At 39.9% G+C, this 19,925-nt stretch carries 14 protein-coding genes and 1 riboswitch; all 14 genes read right to left on the bottom strand.

Annotated elements, in window-relative coordinates:
• Positions 1-19: 19 nt before the first annotated feature.
• The 14 genes from SNE38_RS05930 to SNE38_RS05865 all read right to left on the bottom strand — a co-directional run bounded on the left by SNE38_RS05930 (position 20) and on the right by SNE38_RS05865 (position 19,807).
• The gene (locus SNE38_RS05930) at positions 20-1,624 is read right to left on the bottom strand and encodes a CTP synthase (RefSeq protein WP_191703225.1); all 1,605 of its coding nucleotides are present in this window, start codon (positions 1,622-1,624) and stop codon (positions 20-22) included.
• A 239-nt stretch (positions 1,625-1,863) separates the two neighbouring features.
• Entirely contained in the window at positions 1,864-2,442 is a 579-nt protein-coding gene (rpoE, locus tag SNE38_RS05925) for a DNA-directed RNA polymerase subunit delta (protein WP_191703226.1), read from the bottom strand.
• A gap of 413 nt (positions 2,443-2,855) precedes the next feature.
• Entirely contained in the window at positions 2,856-6,098 is a 3,243-nt protein-coding gene (icmF, locus tag SNE38_RS05920; RefSeq protein WP_336046098.1) for a fused isobutyryl-CoA mutase/GTPase IcmF, read from the bottom strand.
• A 93-nt stretch (positions 6,099-6,191) separates the two neighbouring features.
• Entirely contained in the window at positions 6,192-6,827 is a 636-nt protein-coding gene (locus SNE38_RS05915) for a TetR/AcrR family transcriptional regulator (protein ID WP_191703228.1), read from the bottom strand.
• Positions 6,828-6,830: 3 nt separating this feature from the next.
• Complete coding sequence (locus SNE38_RS05910) at positions 6,831-7,967, bottom strand: acyl-CoA dehydrogenase (RefSeq protein ID WP_191703229.1); 1,137 nt, start codon at positions 7,965-7,967, stop codon at positions 6,831-6,833.
• Between the two features lie 168 nt (positions 7,968-8,135).
• Positions 8,136-9,272, bottom strand: a complete 1,137-nt coding sequence (locus SNE38_RS05905; RefSeq protein WP_191703230.1) for an acyl-CoA dehydrogenase — start codon at positions 9,270-9,272, stop codon at positions 8,136-8,138.
• Positions 9,273-9,281: 9 nt separating this feature from the next.
• The gene (locus SNE38_RS05900) at positions 9,282-10,136 is read right to left on the bottom strand and encodes a 3-hydroxybutyryl-CoA dehydrogenase (RefSeq protein WP_336046097.1); all 855 of its coding nucleotides are present in this window, start codon (positions 10,134-10,136) and stop codon (positions 9,282-9,284) included.
• 13 nt (positions 10,137-10,149) lie between these two features.
• A complete protein-coding gene (locus SNE38_RS05895; protein WP_191703338.1) occupies positions 10,150-11,340 on the bottom strand; it encodes an acetyl-CoA C-acetyltransferase in 1,191 nt (396 codons plus the stop codon).
• 291 nt (positions 11,341-11,631) lie between these two features.
• On the bottom strand, positions 11,632-13,986 hold the full coding sequence (locus tag SNE38_RS05890) for a (Fe-S)-binding protein (protein ID WP_191703232.1): 2,355 nt from the start codon (positions 13,984-13,986) through the stop codon (positions 11,632-11,634).
• Between the two features lie 196 nt (positions 13,987-14,182).
• Positions 14,183-14,743 (bottom strand): cob(I)yrinic acid a,c-diamide adenosyltransferase, encoded by a 561-nt coding sequence (locus SNE38_RS05885; RefSeq protein WP_191703233.1) that lies wholly within the window; start codon positions 14,741-14,743, stop codon positions 14,183-14,185.
• Between the two features lie 30 nt (positions 14,744-14,773).
• Positions 14,774-16,240, bottom strand: coding sequence for an adenosylcobinamide amidohydrolase (locus tag SNE38_RS05880; protein WP_336046096.1), 1,467 nt, complete (start codon positions 16,238-16,240; stop codon positions 14,774-14,776).
• The gene (locus SNE38_RS05875; protein WP_191703235.1) at positions 16,240-17,247 is read right to left on the bottom strand and encodes a FecCD family ABC transporter permease; all 1,008 of its coding nucleotides are present in this window, start codon (positions 17,245-17,247) and stop codon (positions 16,240-16,242) included. Before SNE38_RS05875 ends, SNE38_RS05880 begins: the two co-directional genes overlap by 1 nt.
• Positions 17,231-18,187, bottom strand: coding sequence for an ABC transporter substrate-binding protein (locus SNE38_RS05870; RefSeq protein ID WP_336046095.1), 957 nt, complete (start codon positions 18,185-18,187; stop codon positions 17,231-17,233). Before SNE38_RS05870 ends, SNE38_RS05875 begins: the two co-directional genes overlap by 17 nt.
• 140 nt (positions 18,188-18,327) lie before the next feature.
• Positions 18,328-18,519, bottom strand: a riboswitch (cobalamin riboswitch).
• 118 nt (positions 18,520-18,637) lie between these two features.
• Positions 18,638-19,807 (bottom strand): acyl-CoA dehydrogenase family protein, encoded by a 1,170-nt coding sequence (locus tag SNE38_RS05865; protein ID WP_336046094.1) that lies wholly within the window; start codon positions 19,805-19,807, stop codon positions 18,638-18,640.
• Positions 19,808-19,925 lie beyond the last annotated feature (118 nt).

Here is a 19,925-nt window from a genome sequence, read left to right as displayed (position 1 = left end):
AGGACACGCTTCTGAACTGTTATTTTCGGTTATTAAACGCTGCTCCAACAAACTCACGGAATAATGGCTGTGGACGTTGTGGACGAGAAATTAATTCTGGGTGGAATTGACCAGCCACAAAGAATTTTTTCTCTGGTAATTCAATGATTTCTACTAACTTGTTATCAGGTGATACGCCTGAGAATACCATACCTTCCGCTTCCATTGCTTCACGGAATTCATTGTTAAACTCGTAGCGGTGACGGTGACGTTCATACACCAACTCTTCACCGTTGTAGGCCGTGCGTGCACGTGATCCTTCTTTTAATTTACATGGATATAGTCCAAGACGTAATGTACCGCCTAAATCTGTATCCTCAGATTGATCTGGCAGGAAATCAATAATCGGGTACTTCGTAGTTTTATCCAATTCAGTTGAATGTGCACCATCTAAGCCCATTACATTACGCGCAAATTCTACAGTAGCCATCTGCATTCCTAAACAAATACCGAAGAATGGGATGTCATTTTCACGAGCATAACGAATAGATTCGATCTTTCCTTCAACACCGCGGTCACCGAAACCACCTGGCACTAAAATGCCGTCCGCTTGTCCCAGTAATTGCTCCACGTTTTCAGCTGTAATATGTTCAGCATTGATCCAGTCAATTTCGATATCTGAATTGTAAACATAACCTGCATGCTTTAATGCTTCTACTACTGAAATATACGCATCTTGAAGCTCTACATATTTACCAACTAAAGCGATACGTGTTTTATGCTCCAGGTTTTTCACTAAATGTACAAGGTCTTTCCAATCTTCCATATTTGCCTGTGGTGCGCTAATGCGGAAGTGGTCAAGAACGATTTGGTCGAATCCTTGTGCATGTAAGTTTAGTGGCACTTCATATAAATGTTCAGCATCACGGGATTCGATAATATCAGAAGATTGCACGTCACAGAATAGCGCGATTTTCTCTTTCATATCCTGAGGTACCGGCTGTTCAGTACGTAAAACGATAATGTTTGGCTGAATACCTAATGAACGTAACTCTTTTACAGAGTGCTGCGTTGGTTTTGTTTTCATTTCTCCTGCAGCCGCGATGTAAGGCATTAATGTACAGTGGATATACATAACATTTTCATGACCTAGGTCACGACGCATTTGACGAATGGCTTCTAGGAAAGAAAGAGATTCGAAGTCACCTACTGTACCACCAATTTCCGTAATTACGACATCCGCTGAAGTTTCACGGCCTGCACGTTGAATACGGTCTTTAATTTCATTTGTTACGTGAGGAATTACTTGAACTGTACCACCGTTGTAATCACCACGGCGCTCTTTATTCAATACAGACTGATACACTTTACCAGAAGTTACTGTTGAGTGTTTCCCAAGATTAATATCAATAAAACGCTCATAGTGTCCTAAGTCTAAATCTGCCTCTGCGCCATCATCAGTAACGAAAACTTCACCGTGCTGGTAAGGGCTCATTGTACCTGGATCAATGTTTAAATACGGATCAAATTTTTGAATTGTTACTTCCAAACCGCGGTTTTTTAATAAACGTCCTAAAGAAGCGGCTACGATCCCTTTACCAAGAGAGGATACTACTCCACCTGTTACAAATATATACTTTGTCATATAATAATTTCCTCCTTCTTTCTAAAACAAATTAGAAAAACACCCTGTTACTTGCTAGAAGTAAGTGAATGTTTTTCTAATATACACATGAAAAAATAAAAAACGCTCCTCCTGCATCAGTTTGCAGGGGGAGCGTATTACTTATACGGTCAATCTCCTTTTTAAAGGAGCCCAAGTAAAAGATTATACGTAACTGAAAAAGAAGTCAAGTACTTTCAATTTTCCAATTGAAACACTAATTATTTTAAATCTTCTTCATCTTCCAGTTCTTCATCCAATTCATCTTCGTCGTCATCTTCGATAATAAATGTATCATCTTCATCGATAAGCTCTTCATCAATGTCCGGATCAATTTCTTCGATGTCTTCTTCTACAAAGTCGATTTCATCTTCTACTTCATCTTCGTCGTCTTCTTCATCTACGAATTCATCATAATCTTCCTCGAATAATACATCCTCTTCTTCAAGGTCAAGTACTTCTTCATCTTCGTCATCCGCGACTTTTGCTTTCTTTTTACGCGTCTTAATAGTCGGTGCAGTTTCTTCCTCGATTGTTTCTACTTTATACCATTCACGTAATCCCCAACCATTTTCCTGGTTTAATAAGAAACGCCCTTCTACATTTAAGTCAGTATAAAATTGCACTAAACGAGATTTTAAGTCTGCATCGGAAATACCATTTAATTGTTGGATTCCTTTTAATAATTCATTTAAAGGCATTGCTTGTTTTTTTTCTTCTAGTAGTGCGTATGCTAAGTCGATTAATGACTCTTCTGCTAATTGTTCATCTGTCAAACCACGAAAGTTCAAATCGTGCACGTCCTTTCTTATCTTACATATCTATTTATCCAGGCACTATGTTCATTCAACCATACTCAAACATTGGCCGAATGAAGATAAGCATAATACCCATTATATACAAACATGCCATCACTATGCTAGTTTCATTTCTTGTTTTTTAAATTTGTTGCTTTTTTATATGCTACATAAAATAAAATGAATGATAATATCAGTAAAGGAATTGCAGCTAATTGCTGGTTGTATAAAAAGAAGGTTGCGATAAGGCATGCTAATATTAAAATGTAATGTAAATATTGCTGCACCATGCCGCACCTTCTTCCTTTAAAATATCATGTGTTTACTAGTATAACGAAATTTACTGTCCCCGTGGTATGCCAAATTAATTTATTTGCAATTTTTGCAAAATATTAGTGATTTTTTGCTTTTTTCTATTACATATTGCGTCGGTATTGCCCTCCTACTTCATAGAGAGCTTGTGTAATTTGCCCTAAGCTTGCTACTTTTACTGTTTCCATAAGCTCTTCGAAAATATTGCCACCCGTTTTTGCGACTTCCTTTAATTTACTAAGTGCTTCAGCACAAATATGAGTATTTGCACCTTTAAAGCTTTCTAAGTTAGCAATTTGTAAATCCTTTTCCTCTTTTGAGGCACGTGCAATCTCCATATTATTGATTGTATCCTCAGAAGGCGGATTTGGATTTAGGTACGTATTCACCCCAATAATCGGCAGTTGTCCTGAATGCTTTAAATGCTCGTAGTACATGGATTCTTCCTGAATTTTTCCGCGCTGATACTGCGTTTCCATCGCACCAAGAACACCACCTCGATCATTCATGCGATCAAACTCCTCCAGCACCGCATGCTCCACCAATTGTGTAAGCTCTTCAATAACGAAAGCACCTTGTAAAGGGTTCTCATTTTTCGATAGACCATGCTCTTTTGTAATAATCATTTGAATCGCCATTGCACGACGTACCGATTCTTCTGTAGGAGTAGTTATTGCCTCATCGTATGCATTCGTATGCAATGAATTACAATTATCTTGTAAAGCCATTAATGCCTGTAATGTTGTACGAATATCATTGAAATCGATTTCTTGTGCGTGTAGGCTACGACCGGATGTTTGGATATGATACTTCAGTTTTTGTGAGCGGTCATTTGCACCATACTTTTCACGCATAACGACTGCCCAGATTCGACGTGCTACACGACCAATTACAGTATATTCAGGATCCAGTCCATTCGAGAAGAAAAAGCTTAAGTTAGGTGCGAAATCGTCAATATGCATACCACGACTTAAATAATATTCTACATACGTAAAGCCATTTGCAAGTGTAAATGCTAGTTGCGAAATTGGATTTGCCCCTGCTTCAGCAATATGATAACCCGAAATTGAAACCGAATAGTAGTTGCGGACTTTATGATCGATGAAATATTGTTGAATATCACCCATCATCCGTAAAGCAAATTCTGTTGAGAAAATACACGTGTTTTGCCCTTGATCTTCTTTTAATATATCCGCCTGTACCGTACCACGTACAACTTGTAACGTTTGTTCTCTTGTTTCTGTAAATTCTTCCATAGTCAATGTACGGCCAAGCTCTTGTTCGCGCTTACGTACTTGTTGATCTATTGCTGTATTCATAAACATTGCCAAAATAATCGGTGCAGGTCCATTAATTGTCATCGAAACAGAAGTTGAAGGTGCACATAAGTCAAATCCTGCATATAGCTTCTTCATATCTTCAAGTGTACATATGCTTACTCCTGATTCGCCAACTTTCCCGTAAATATCCGGACGTGTATGAGGGTCCTCCCCATAGAGAGTTACTGAGTCAAATGCAGTTGATAGGCGCTTTGCATCATCATCCTTCGATAAATAATGGAACCGTTTATTTGTACGTTCTGGTGTCCCTTCGCCAGCAAATTGACGTTTCGGATCTTCTCCTTCTCGTTTGAATGGAAACACCCCTGCTGTATACGGGAATTCCCCTGGTACATTTTCTTTATAAACCCAGCGTAAAATTTCACCGTAATCTTTATAGCCCGGTAATGCTACTTTTGGAATTTTCAAGCCAGCCAAAGACTCTGTTCGTAAAATGGTTTTAATTTCTTTATCGCGCACTTTTGTAATTAGCTCATCACCCGCATACGCTTCTTTTAATGTTTGCCAATTTTTTAGAATACGCTTTGATTCTGCTGTCAGTTCATTTTGTACCCCTTCCAATAAAGAATCAATCGACAAAATTAATGCTGTTTCATTTTCATTTAGCAACGCTTTTGTTCCTTCAAGCTGATACCATTTCGTTGCGAGGTTTGTCTGTTGCTCTGCATGCTTATGATAGTTGCGCACTGTTTCCGAAATTTCGCGTAAGTAGTAGCGGCGATCATTTGGAATAACGATATTTTGCTTTTGTGTTTTCACAAATTGCTCATAAGAAGTTTCCCAATTGTAGCCGAACTTTTCATTAATTTTTGAAACGAGTGCTGCAAACAATGAGTTCGTTCCTAAATCGTTAAACTGTGAGGCAATCGTCCCGAATACCGGCATTTGCTCAATCGGCTCTTCCCATAGCTCACGTGAACGTTGGAATTGTTTTTGGACTTGGCGCAATGCATCCTCTGAGCCTTTTCGCTCGAATTTATTGATCGCAATTAAATCCGCATAGTCAATCATGTCGATTTTTTCTAGCTGTGTTGGAGCACCAAATTCACTTGTCATTACATACATCGAAAGATCTGTGTATTTTGTGATCTCTGCGTCCCCTTGCCCAATGCCACTTGTTTCTACAAGAATTAAGTCAAATCCTGCTGCACGCACAACATCGAGTACATCGCCAATTGAGCTTGATAATTCTGTATGTGAGCCACGTGTTGCCAAACTACGCATATAAACGCGATTATTAAAGATGGCATTCATGCGAATACGGTCACCAAGCAATGCACCACCTGTTTTTTGTTTTGTTGGATCGACTGATATAATAGCCAGCTTTTTATCTGGAAACTCTTGCAGGAAACGTCGAATTAGTTCATCTGTTAACGAAGATTTCCCAGCTCCGCCAGTACCGGTAATCCCAATAACCGGTGTATTTAAATCCTTGCTGCGCACAAGCTGCAGCATTGACTCAATCTCCGCTCCATCACCATTTTCAGCAGCTGTAATTAAATTAGCCAAAATTTCTGGTGTATTTGTCGACAGCTTTTCTAAAAGTTCTTTATAATTTCCCTTTAATGTAGAAAAGTCCGCGCCTTGCAACTTTTTATTAATCATTCCTTGTAAGCCTAATTGACGGCCATCCTCCGGTGAGAAAATACCAGCAATTCCGTACTCATGAAGCTCTTTGATTTCACGCGGTAAAATAACTCCCCCACCACCGCCAAAAATCTTAATATGTGGTGCACCTTTTTCGCGCAGTAGGTCATACATATATTTAAAATATTCCATATGCCCGCCTTGGTATGATGAGATCGCTATCCCTTGTGCATCTTCCTGTATCGCAGCGTTAACAACTTCCTCTACTGAACGGTTGTGACCTAAGTGAATTACTTCCGCACCACTTGATTGTAAAATTCGGCGCATAATATTAATCGAAGCATCATGACCATCAAAAAGACTAGATGCTGTAACGAAGCGAATATAATTTTTTGGTTTGTATACTTCAATTTTCCCCATTTTATTACCCCTTTGTTATAGTGAAATAGTGAAAAAACACCATACAAAGCAAACTCCCTAAAATAGTTGCTCTACATGGCGTTTTTTCCTTTCTTATTTTTCAAACTGCATAATGCCTTGTAAAAACATTGTTGTTTGCAATTTAATATATTCCTCAATTGTATAGCGTTTTTGCAATGCCCATTTACGGAATGCCCAACTTTGCCCCTGAACGACAATTTGATGCGCTGCCAAATAGATGGCAGCGTTTGATAAAGATAAATTACCAGAGTCGACACAATCTTTTAGTATACGCTCAAAAATCGCGACCATTTCCATCTCCTTGTCGAGAATATAATGCATTGCTTCTTTCGGCAGTGACTTCGTTTCCTGGTACATAATCGTAAACTCTTCAGGCATTTTATCAATGAGCAAATAATATTGACGGATTGCTTTTTCCAAACTTGCCACCGAACCTATTTCAGAGGGAAATTCCAATAAGCATTCTGTCACTTCATTGAAGATATTGTCACATACTAAAAATAAAACATCTTCCTTAGTGCGAATATATTCATACAATGTCCCAATTGAAAATCCGGCAGCCTTTGCAAGTTCTCGTGTTGTTGCACGGTGGAAGCCTTTTTCCTTAAAGAGCTTCACACCTGCATCAATAATTTGCTGGCGCCGCTCTATAATTTTATTTTCATCCTTTATTGACGATCGGACATGCAGCTTATCATTATTCGCCATAGATTATTTCGTAATCATACGCGAAATTACGAGGCGTTGAATCTCTTGTGTGCCCTCATAAATTTGCGTAATTTTCGCATCACGCATATAGCGCTCTACCGGATAGTCTTTCGTATAGCCGTAGCCACCGAAAACCTGTACAGCTTCTGTCGTTACCTTCATCGCTGTATCTCCGGCAAGTAGTTTGGCCATTGCAGATGCTTTTCCGTATGGTAAATCATTTGATTCTAACCATGCTGCTTGGTACGTCAATAAACGTGAAGCTTCGATTTCTGTTGCCATATCCGCAAGTTTAAACGAGATACCTTGGTTTGCTGTAATTGGTTTTCCGAATTGGACACGCTCTTTTGCATAGTCAACCGCTGCATCCAATGCACCCTGGGCAATTCCTACTGCCTGTGCAGCAATTCCGTTACGTCCCCCATCAAGTGTTTTCATGGCAATTTTAAAGCCTTCACCTTCTTCACCTAAAACATTTGCTTTTGGCACACGGCAATTATCGAAAATAATTTCCGTTGTTGGAGATGAACGAATTCCTAGTTTTCTCTCCTTTTTCCCTACAGAAAACCCTGGGTAATCCGCTTCAACGATAAAGGCAGTTGTACCGTTTTTCGCCTCTGGATCTGTTACTGCAAACACAACATAAATATCTGCAATGCCACCATTTGTAATAAAGATTTTTGAGCCATTTAAAATGTAGTCATCGCCGTCTTTTACCGCGTATGTCTTCATCCCGCCAGCATCTGAACCTGATGCTGGCTCTGTTAAGCCGTAAGCACCTATTTTTTTACCTTCTGCCATTGGACGTAAATACTTTTGCTTTTGCTCTTCATTGCCGAATTTGAAAATCGGCCAGCCTGCTAGTGATGTATGCGCCGATAATGTTACCCCTGTTGAGGCACATACTCGTGACAGTTCCTCTACTGCGATACAGTACGCTAAATAATCAAAGCCTGCACCACCGTATTCTTCCGGCCATGGAATCCCCGTTAAGCCTAGCTCTGCCATTTTGTCGAAAATGCCGCGGTCAAATTCCTCATGTTCATCACGGTGCTCAGCTGTTGGTGCCACTTCATTAATTGCAAAGTCGCGAATCATTTCGCGTAATTGTTGGTGTTCTTCTGATAATTGAAAGTTCATTTCCCCATATCCCCTTTAAATTAGATTAACTGTTGATTTCCGTTACGGTTACGCTTTCCGCGGACAACAACTAGAGATAAACTAGTTTGTCTCTAGTTCTTTGCACCAAGGATGGTGGCAACTTATTGCTACCACCGCAGAAGCAACCTTACTACTTATCAAAAATATCTACCCAATCACATGCTTACTAATAACGATGCGTTGGATTTCGCTTGTGCCTTCATAAATTTGTGTTACTTTTGCGTCGCGGAAATAGCGTTCTACTGGGTATTCTTCTGTATAGCCATAGCCACCAAAAATCTGTACCGCTTCGATTGCTGTATCCATTGCTGTTTGAGAAGCGAATAATTTTGCCATTGACGCTTCCTTTCCGCATGATAACCCTTCACTTCGTAAGTTTGCAGCCCGGTAAACGAGTAGCTTTGCCGCTTCAACTGCTGTGGCCATATCAGCAAGCTTAAAGCCGACTCCTTGCTGCTGGGCTATCGGTTTTCCAAATTGAATGCGCTCTTTTGCATAATTTGTCGCAGCTTCCAACGCAGCTTCGGCAATGCCTAAGCTTTGGGCTGCAATGCCGATTCGACCTACATCTAAATTGGCCATTGCGATTTTAAAGCCTTCCCCTTCCTGCCCGAGAAGATTTTGTGCAGGAATACGCATGTTTTCAAATGTTAGCTGTACTGTACGGGAGCCATGCAGTCCCATTTTGCGTTCATCTTTGCCGATAATTAGGCCCGGTGTATTCTTTTCTACAATAAATGCCGAAATCCCGCGTGATCCCGCTTCAGGATTTGTAGAAGCAAATACGATATAGACATCTGCTTCCCCGCCATTAGTAATGAATACTTTTGCACCATCCAAAACATAATGCTCTCCATCTCGAACTGCCCGTGTTTTTAAAGACCCTGCATCACTTCCTGCACTTGGTTCCGTTAAACAAAAGGCTCCGATATATTCACCACTTGCAAGCTTCGGTACATACTGTTTCTTTTGTTCATCATTGCCGAAATACAAAATCGGATTTGTGCCAACAGATGTATGGACTGATAAAATAACACCCATCACTGCACTTACTTTCGATAGCTCATGGATAGCAATAATATAAGATGTGAAATCCATTTCCGCCCCGCCGTATTCAGCAGGTGCTGTAATGCCCATCAGTCCTAGCTCCCCCATTTTCGTTAGTAAATGCCTGGGGAATTCGCCCGCTTCCATTTGCTCGATAAATGGCTCGATTTCAGTTTTGGCAAAATCACGTACCATGTTACGCATCATTATCTGCTCATCAGTAAATTGTAGATTCATAGGAGTCCCTCAGCTTTCGTATATGTAGAAACCTCGGCCGCTCTTTTTGCCTAACCAGCCGGCTGCCACATATTTGCGTAATAATGGACAAGGGCGATACTTACCATCCCCAAGTCCCTCATGTAAAATTTCCATAATCGATAAGCATGTATCTAGCCCGATAAAATCAGCTAATGTGAGTGGACCCATCGGATGATTCATCCCCATCTTCATCACATCATCAATCGCTTCTTTCGTTGCTACCCCTTCATACAATGCATAAATCGCTTCATTGATCATTGGTAGTAAAATACGATTCGAAATAAAGCCTGGGAAGTCATTTACTTCTACACCTGTTTTACCAAGCTGCTTTGTCATATCGGCAACCGTTTCATATACTGCATCTGTTGTTGCAAGACCGCGAATAATTTCCACAAGCTTCATGACAGGTACAGGATTCATAAAGTGCATGCCAATCACTTGTTCCGGACGCTTAGTCACTGCCGCAATTTCTGTAATTGGCAAACTTGATGTATTCGTTGCTAAAATCGCATGCTTAGGTGCAATTTCATCAAGCTGTTTAAAAATTGATTGTTTAATATCCATATTTTCAACGGCCGCTTCAATAATAATGTCTGCGTTTTTTGCATCCTCAATGGCCACAGATTTTGTAATTCGTGCTAATATAGCTGATTTTTCTTCTTCTGTTTTCCGACCTTTTTCTACATCACGTGTCAGGTTTTTCGTAATGGTATTTAGACCGCGTTCGAAAAACTCATCCTTCATATCATTTAAAATGACTTCATAGCCTGCTTGTGCACAAACTTGTGCGATCCCGGAACCCATTTGCCCTGCACCTATGACCATAACTTTTTGAATCGTCATTTATTTCATCCCCTTAGTTTGTTACTTCGATTAATACCGCGTCACCTTGGCCACCGCCTGAACAAATTGCCGCAATCCCTAAACCACCGCCACGACGTTTCAATTCGTAAGCGAGTGTTAAAATGATACGGGTACCACTTGCTCCAATTGGGTGACCCAATGCAACTGCTCCACCATTGACATTCACTTTATTCTCATCTAAACCGCTAATTTGATTGCTAACTAGCGCAACTGCCGCGAATGCTTCATTAATTTCGATTAAATCAATGTCTGCCAATGTTTTACCGGACTTTTCAAGTAATTGATTAATTACAAGTCCTGGTGTTTGAGGGAAATCTTCCGGTGCTACTCCCACTTCTGCATGTGCCAGGATTGTTGCAAGTGGCTGGCGGTTTTCTTGTTGTGCTTTTTCTTCACTCATAAGTACTAATGCACATGCCCCGTCATTTACACCCGGTGCATTCCCCGCTGTAATAGATCCATCGCTGCTAAATGCCGACTTTAATTTTGCAAGCGTTTCCATTGTTGTCCCTAAGCGCGGTGCTTCATCTGTTTCTATGCGAAGCGGCTCACCTTTTCTTTGTGGAATTTCTACGCCTACAATTTCTTCAGCAAATTTACCTGATTCAATCGCTCCAAGTGCTTTTTCGTGGCTACGTGCTGCCCATGCATCCTGCTGTTCACGGGAAACCTCAAACTTACTTGCTGTTTCATTACCGTAAATGCCCATATGCACTTGTTTTGGATGAAATGCACATGACAGACCATCATAAATCATGCCATCTACTAAACTTGCATCTCCCATACGCAAGCCAAATCTCCCTTTTGGCATATAGTACGGTGCGTTTGACATCGATTCCATTCCGCCAGCCACGATCACCTCTTCATCCCCTAATCGAATGAGTTGATCGGCAAGTGTTACACTGCGCATTCCTGATGCACAGACTTTATTAATTGTTTCTGTTTTTACATTCCATGGAATCCCGGCTTTGTTTGCAGCTTGTCGTGAAGGGATTTGCCCTTGCCCTGCTTGTAACACCGTTCCAATAATTACTTCGTCTACTGCATCTGTTGCTACATTCGCTTTTGCCAATGCCTCTTTAATCACAATTCCACCTAAATCACTTGCTGTTAATGAACTTAATGCACCACCAAATTTACCAAATGGCGTCCGTGCTCCGTCTAAAATGACTGTTCTCGACAATACATACACCCCTTTGTTTGAATCTGCTAATCTTGCAAAATCCGAAATAGATTTTGCCTTTTTCACCAACTTCAAGTAACCCCTTTACTTAATGGTAAAAAGAACAATTTTGCTGCTTTCCCTCTGTGTAAATCATTTCTTGGTTTATTTGACTGAACGCTCGCTCAATCAATATTTAGAAAAAAATGAGAGTAATAGCTACTCCCATTTCTTCACTTAATTTCATTGTATTAAATAGTTTTCTAAACTGCAACAATTATTCAAATATACTGAATTTAAATATTCTTCTCTTTAATTCTTATTTTCTTTATCCTGTTCATCATTTTCCTCAGAAGGACTCTGTGCTAAATCTTCATCCGTTGCGACTTGTTGCTCTTCAATAATCGATGATTGTTCTACAGGAGGTGCTTCTTTTTCAACTTCTGCAGGTTCTGTCTGCTGCACATTTTCGTTAGTCTGTTCTCCAGAAACTTCCACTGGTTCTAAAATCGTTTCTTCTTCGATTTCTTCTACCTGCTCTTTTTGTACTTGAACTTTTTGCGGTGTACCGAATACTGCTCGCTCTAAAATTTCCGCAATATCAAATGTTCCCACTGTTTCTTCCACTTCTTTTGCTTTTGTACCATCTGAAAGCATTGTTAAACAGTACGGACATCCTGAGGAAATAACAGAAGCCTGTGTTGCCAGAGCCTGCTCTGTACGTGCTACGTTAATACGGTTTCCGACATGCTCTTCCATCCACATTAAGCCACCACCGGCACCACAACACATACCATCCTGACGATTACGTGTCATTTCTACCAGCTTAACACCTGCTATACCTTTTAGAATTTCACGTGGTGGATCATATACATCATTGTAGCGACCTAAATAACATGAATCATGGAATACAATCGTTTCATCCACACGGTAGTCCATCGTTAAACGACCTTCTTGGATTAAATCGTATAAAAGCTCTGTATGGTGAAGTACTTCACCTTTCCAACCGAAATCCTGATATTCATTTTTAAAAATATTGTATGCGTGCGGGTCAATTGTAACAATTTTCGTCACACCATTTTTTTCAAATTCATCAATATTTGCAGTTGCCAGCTCTTGGAACAGGAATTCATTTCCTAAACGGCGTGGTGTATCACCAGAGTTCTTTTCCTTATTACCTAAAATAGCGAACTTAACGCCGGCCTTATTCATTAATTTTGCGAATGCTAATGCAATTTTTTGTGAGCGGTTGTCAAATGAACCCATCGAACCTACCCAGAATAAATATTCCATTTCTTCGCCTGATTTTTTTAGCTCTTTAACTGTTGGAACATAAACAGATTCGTCCAGCTCTCTCCAGTTTTCTTTCTCTTTACGGTTTAATCCCCATGGATTACCTTGGCGTTCGATATTAGTCATCGCACGCTGTGCATCCGGGTTTACTTTACCTTCTGTCATTGTTAAATAACGGCGTAAATCAATAATTTTATCCACATGCTCATTCATTACCGGACATTGATCTTCACAGTTACGGCATGTTGTACAAGCCCAAATTTCCTCTTCTGTAATAACATCACCAATTAATGATGGACTATAAATATCTTCAATTACCGCACCTTCAGCACCAGCTGCCATTGCTAATTGGTTCCCTTGTGTATTGTTGAAGAAAGAAAATGGTACCCAAGGCTTTTTCTTTAGTTCAACAGCCCCTGTAAATGTTAAGTGATCACGCAATTTTACAAGTAAATCCATTGGCGACAGCATTTTTCCTGTACCTGTTGCCGGACACATATTCGTACAGCGGCCACATTCAACACAGGAATATAAATCGAGCATTTGCTTCTGCGTGAAGTCATGAATTTTACCAACTCCAAGCGGCGGCATACTTTCCTCGTCTTCCGCTTCTTCCAAAGCTGCAAAATCGATTGGACGTAATGTACCCATACGGTCTTGACGATTGAAATAAACATTTAAAATCGACGTAATTAAGTGGAAGTGCTTACCTTGTGGAATATAAACAAGGAATGCTAATAGCGCTAATAAATGCGCCCACCACATTACAAAGAACATTACGGCAGCAATTGTTGGGTTCATCCATTGGAATACCCATGCAATAGCTGAAGCAACAGGTTCAGAGCCTGTTAAGCCATGATCATGCCAAATTAAATAAAAACCGTTACCAAATAGTGTGGCAAACATTAAAATTGCTAAAAACATGTATACTAAACCGTTTTTAAATCCTTGCTTTAAACGAGCAAGCTTTTCCATATAACGACGGTAAAATGCGACTGCAACTGCGATTAAAATCGTTAGTACGACAAGCTCCTGTGTAAATGTAAATACTGGGTATAAGCCGCCTAATGGCAAATGCGAACCCGGTGCCAACCCTTTCCAAATCAGGTCAATTGCTCCAAACTGAACCATTAAAAATCCGTAGAAAAACAGAACGTGTACAAGTCCCATCTTCTTGTCTTTCATTAATTTGGATTGACCGAATACTTTCTCGATAATATCTTCCATGCGCTCAGAAAATTTTTGATTAAACTCTTCTTTACGACCAAGCTGAATGTAGTCATAGCGTGTTTTCAATAAGTATGCAAATAACCCTAATGCATAAAGTAGCACAGCAATGAATGCAATCCAGTTAATAATTAAAAATGTATTCATACTTTTCCCCCCTGGAATACTAAGTTTCCGAACCCCTTTGTTCTTACAAACTATATTACCCTATTAATCTCTAACCTCATTGTAGTTATGAATGAGCATTCAGTCAACAAATTTCATCATTAATTCTGAAAATTAAATCAAAATATAAAAAATGCTAGCCTGACAATTTAATTGTCTAAGCTAGCATTTTCCTGCTTTATTTAAAGACGTCACCACTACGAATATACTCAATATCCCTAATGGATAAGCGATAGTTCACTACGCGTGCTGCAGCAAATAGATAATCCGATAAGCGATTTAAATACTTTTGTACGACCGGTGAAACGTCTTCAATTTCTTTCATTAACGATACGGTTTGTCGTTCTGCGCGACGTGCTACTGTGCGAGCAATATGCAGTGTGGCAGCAGCAGGAGCACCTCCTGGTAAAATGAAACGTTTTAATGGAGGTGCTTCTTCAGATAATAAATCAATCCGATTCTCCAAAACTGTGATAGGTTCCTCTGCTAATTTATAGTGGCGATCTTTCATAACATTAGCCAAATCGCCACCGCCATCGAACAATTCATGCTGGATAGCTGTTAAATCTTCAATAATATCCTGAAATTTACTTGCATCCAGTTCTGATACTGCTTTACCAATGAATGAATTCAATTCATCAATTGTTCCATAAGCTTCTACACGTAGATGATCTTTATCAACACGCCCTCCAATAATGCTTGTCTTCCCTTTATCGCCTGACTTTGTGTATAATTTCATCAAATTTCATCCTTTCGATTTAGCGTTGCATTAAAGAATTGTATGCTCTTTATACTTTATTATTGCGGACACGGTAACTTCGAAAACGGCGCGACCGATTAATTTTCCAACTTCAGTAATTGGCCCTGCATACGGCATTTCTTCACCTTGCTGGGTCGCGGCGATTAATAAGCTATCAGTTGCGGTACTAGTTGCCGTTGTGTTTGTTAAAGGGTCTTTAATTTGTTGATCTGCCAATGCTTTTGTTTTCGCTTCAGTTGCCGTAATCATAGCTTGGATAAATGCTTCATCCGTTAGTTTACCATTAATAAAAACCCATGTATTAATAGTTCCGATATGCGGCTCGTCTTCGCGTAAATAAGCTTTTGTGACATCAACACCATTTCCTATCCCTGCTGTTACCATAACACTAATTTCAACATTACCTTTTGAAAAGTGCTGAATGGCAGCACATTTCGTTTTCACAGCTGTTAACATAACGACCGTATTTGTTGGTGAAAACCGGTTGTGTCGTAAAAATTGCTCTGTTTCTTCTTTTACATTGTATATATCATATTCCGGAGCAATCGCCCGGTTTAAAAATGTATCGTACCAGCCCATTCCTGCGTTATGTACTGCTGAAGAGATAACTTTTAATGGGGAGGGAGAATTGTACTTAACATATTCATCTGTTATTATGAAATTTTTTTTATTAATAGTCGCTTTTTTCCGTTCTAATTCATTCGTTGGCAACATTGTTATTTGCGGCTTTGGCAGTTCCGGATGTGGATAAGTCACAATACGTGCTTTGTATACATCAGCAATTTGATCTTGCATAATGACTTCATGCGGCTCACCAAACGCGCGTATTTCTCCATTTTCTATTAGAAGCAGTTCATCACAATATAGCGACGCCAAATTAATGTCATGGAAAATCGATACAACGGTTAACCCATTAAGTTCGACTTGCATCCGAATCATATCCAAAATTTGCTTCTGATGGGCAATGTCCAAATGATTTGTCGGCTCATCCAAAAGAAGCAGCTCCGAATCTTGAGCTAATGCCTGTGCAATAAATACACGCTGTTGCTCACCACCAGACAGAAACTCTAGATGTTGATTTCTGTAATGTGAAACACCTGTGCTTTCCATTGCACGCTGTACTAGGTTTTCATCTTCCTTTGACCATGTGGAAAAAAAGCCACTTTGATGTGGATATCTGCCCAATGAAACAGCGTCATATACACTGTTCGTAAATACGCTTGCATTTAATTGAGGAAGAACGGCCATCTTTTTTGCCAACTGTTTGATATCATAGCTATTAATCGGGCGATCTTCAATCAAGATTTCCCCCCGTGTAGGTTTTAAAACGCCACTGATCATTTTTAATAATGTCGATTTTCCACTACCGTTCGGACCAAGAATCCCGAGGATTTTACCTTTTTCCACGTGAAACGTCATATTTTTCACAATCTGTTTCCCGTCATAACCACCCGACAATTCGTTCACTTTTAACATTATGCAACAACCTTTCTACGTTGCTTAAAGAAAATATAGGCAAATACCGGTGCACCAATAAACGACGTAATCACGCCAATTGGGAGCTCTACAGGTGAGATGATGGTACGTGATACTAAGTCGCAAATGACGAGTAGACTGGCACCATTTAAAAAGGATAATGTCAGTAAATGTCGATGATCGGCTCCAACTAATAGACGAATCATGTGTGGGACAACTAAACCGACAAAACCAATCGTACCGGATGCAGCTACAGCAGACCCTGTTAAGATGGAGCCGCCTGCTAAAATCATATATTTACTTCGCTTCACATTTACCCCTAAGTACTGGGCACGTTCCTCTCCGTATATCATCGCATTCAGCTCACGGCGGTTGAACCATATAATACTCGTACCGATAATCATGAATGGTAAAACCATATTTACATATGACCAGCCGCGCATCGATACACTGCCAAGCAGCCAACCAATAATAGCTCTAAGCTCTTCCCCCGTTAAAGCAACCATTAATGAGATACATGAACCTAAAAACGAGCTAAATATAATTCCTGTTAAGATTAACGTTTCCATTTTCATAGAACGATCCACAAGTCGGGCAAATGATAATACTATGACCATTGTAAATGCGGCACCTGCCATACTAAATACAGGTAATGTAAATGCACCAAGAACAGGAATCGAGATACCTAAAAAAATCGTCATAACTGCTCCGACTGATGCACCTGATGAAATCCCTAGCGTATACGGATCGGCCAATGGATTTTTTAAGAGCCCCTGAAAAGCCGCACCTGCAATCGCAAGTGATGCACCAACAATTGCGGCTAAAATTACGCGTGGCATTCGAATTTTCCAAAGTATACTATAAGCAATCGGATCTGTCGCTTTATCCCACAATGTCGAAATCGGGATATTAACCGTTCCAAATGATACCCCAATCCACAAACTGCAAAGAAGCAATGCAATGGAAGCAATATAAGCATATATATACTTACTATTCTTTAAATACATCTGGATAAATTGCCTCACCTAGTGATTCAATACCTTCTACAATACGTGGACCTTGGCGACTCGTCGTATCCCCATCCACTACATGAACATTGCCATTTTTAATTGCATCCATTTCGGCATAGGCAGAATTATTTACGATGCTATCATAGTCATTTTCATATGTTACAATCACTTCGTCCGGATTACTGTCAACAAATTGCTCAGAGCTATACATCGGCCACCCAAGTTCTTGTACTGCATTTTCTACATTTAACACTTCTAGCATTTCATTAATAAATGTTTCCTGTCCTGCTGCATATAAGTCCGGCTCTGTGCCCACTACGATAAACACAGATTTTTCTTCTAAATCAGCCACTTTAACTTCAATGTCTTGAATTCCTTTTTGAATGGATGCAATCATCTCTGTTGCCTCAGCGGTTTTCCCTGTTAATTGCCCAATTTGTTCAATAGTCGTATATGTTTCTTCAAATGTTGTAGTATTTTTCACTACAAATACAGGAATACCCACTGATTCAAGTTGCGCAATACCTTCTTCGTTAAAGCTATAAAGACCTGATTCATGAGCTACTACTAGATCTGGCTGCAATGCAATCAATTGTTCCAAGTTAAATTCCATTCCACCGACTTTTTCTTTTGTCTGAGCTTCTTCCGGGTAATTATCATTATCGGATACTCCAATAATTTGTTCATTTAAGCCTAAGCCAAATAATATTTCTGTATTGGACGGAATGAGGGAAATAATGCGTTCAGGTGCTTTTTCCACTGTCACTTCTTTGTTTAAAGCATCAGTTACCGTTACAGGAAACTGCGCTTGTTCCTCAGCCGCTTTTGTCGATTGTTGTGCTGTATCTTTTTCAACTGCTGTTTCTTCTACTCCACATCCTGCAAGAAGCATAATGGAGAAGATTCCTGTTGAAGAAAGTCGTTGCCAAGTTTTCATATGTAATTAATTCCTCCTAAAATTGTTCTAACCTGTAATTTTACACAAAAATAAAAAGCCTCCTACAAAATAGGAAGCTTTATGTAAGCAAATAAATTCAAATAAAAAATTCATTTACCGCATCCTATCCGCGTAGGCATTAATTGGGCATTATAAAGGCAGGTCTCCTGGCTTATGCGTTAGCGTTTATGAGCTGCCTTCCCAAAAATTTCAGTGGCATATAGCTCAAAACTAGCAATTACAGTGGCGGGACCGCATCGGAGTTGAACCGATTTCCCTTTTACTTCTTACTTTAATTGGATATAGTAAGAACCTTTATAGTACATATTTAATTAATAATATTATTATAGCGGATATTTCATTTATTGTATGCAAAATCCGCCAAAGTTTCAGATAATTTGTTTTAATCTGATTGAAATCGGACCACGTGTGGTGTAATAAAAGAACAGGTTACTCTTTAGCTTTTAAATTGTTTTCAATTGCTGTCTCCGCTAAACGCTTTATCGTAATATCATCCATTGGCGGATTGTGTAAGCCTGCACGAACATCACGGTAATAGCGTTGAAGTGGGTTGGATCGTTGCAAGCTCTTTGCTCCGACTAAACGCATCGCTTTATCAACGACTTCAATCGCTGTATTTGTCACAACATGTTTGGCAATATTGATTTCATTTATAAGTGTCTTCTTTTTTGTTGGGTCATTGTATAACCCGGCTACTCCGTAAATGGTAAAGCGTGCGTTCGTCAATGCTAAATCCATTTCTCCAATCAGTGTTTGTATATTAGGCAGCTGGGCAATTGTCCCTTTAATACTATTCGGTGAATGGCTATTTGCAAAATCTACCGCATAATCCCTTGCAGCCTGTGCAATCCCTAAATAAGTCGCTGGGATGAGGAGCAACCAACCGTTCAACTTAAAGCCAGTTGTATAGTTTGGAATTTCCACTAAGTTCGTTTGATCAATGCGTACATTGTCCAGCACTAAATCATCGCTTCCTGTACCGCGCATCGACGCCACATCCCATGTATTTTCCACCGATACTCCTTGCACCGTTTTCGGAACAAGGAAAAATCCTAACTGGTCCTCGTCTTCGATCCAAGCTGATACTAAAAAGTAATCTAGATCGGGTGCACCGCTCGTATAGTTTTTACGCCCGGTAATTATATAATGGTTGCCATCACGTTTTGCCGATGTCGCCGGACGTCCGCCGCGCACTGGGCTCCCCATCGCAAACTCGCTTACCGCACGATTTACTGTTGCACCATTTGCGATTTCTCCTCCAAACCAGTCGAGCTTTTGTGGATTCCAGTAACGATTCTCAAAAATTTCGCCTACATTTTGAATTGTCCATGATACAGCTAGCCCCGTGCTACCGCAATAGCTTGCCAAAGTTTCATGAAGTAAGATCGCATCATATAATGTGAGGCCATCCCCACCGTATTCTTTTGGCAACGTTATTTTTGTATAACCGATTTCCCGCAGTTTCCGGAAATTTTCAAATGGAAATGTCGCTTGTTCATCTGTTTGTTGGGCGAGTTGTTTCACGCTCTCTGAAATTGTTTCGAGTTTTTCCAACCATTGTCGCTGCTCGTCTGTTTGAATAAATAATTCCTTGCTCATGAAAAGCACCACCTCGTGTTTGTTGTCATGCATCGTTATTTCGTTAAATTAATAGTACGTTTCAGAAATTTACAAGTCAATAGATATCCCTAGCTTCTTTGTAGGGATTCACTTACTT

It is taken from the genome of Solibacillus ferritrahens (assembly GCF_037027585.1).
Classification (GTDB): Bacteria; Bacillota; Bacilli; order Bacillales_A; family Planococcaceae; genus Solibacillus; species Solibacillus ferritrahens.
Note: the sequence above shows the minus strand (reverse complement) of the source record. Positions and strands in the feature narration are given on the sequence as shown.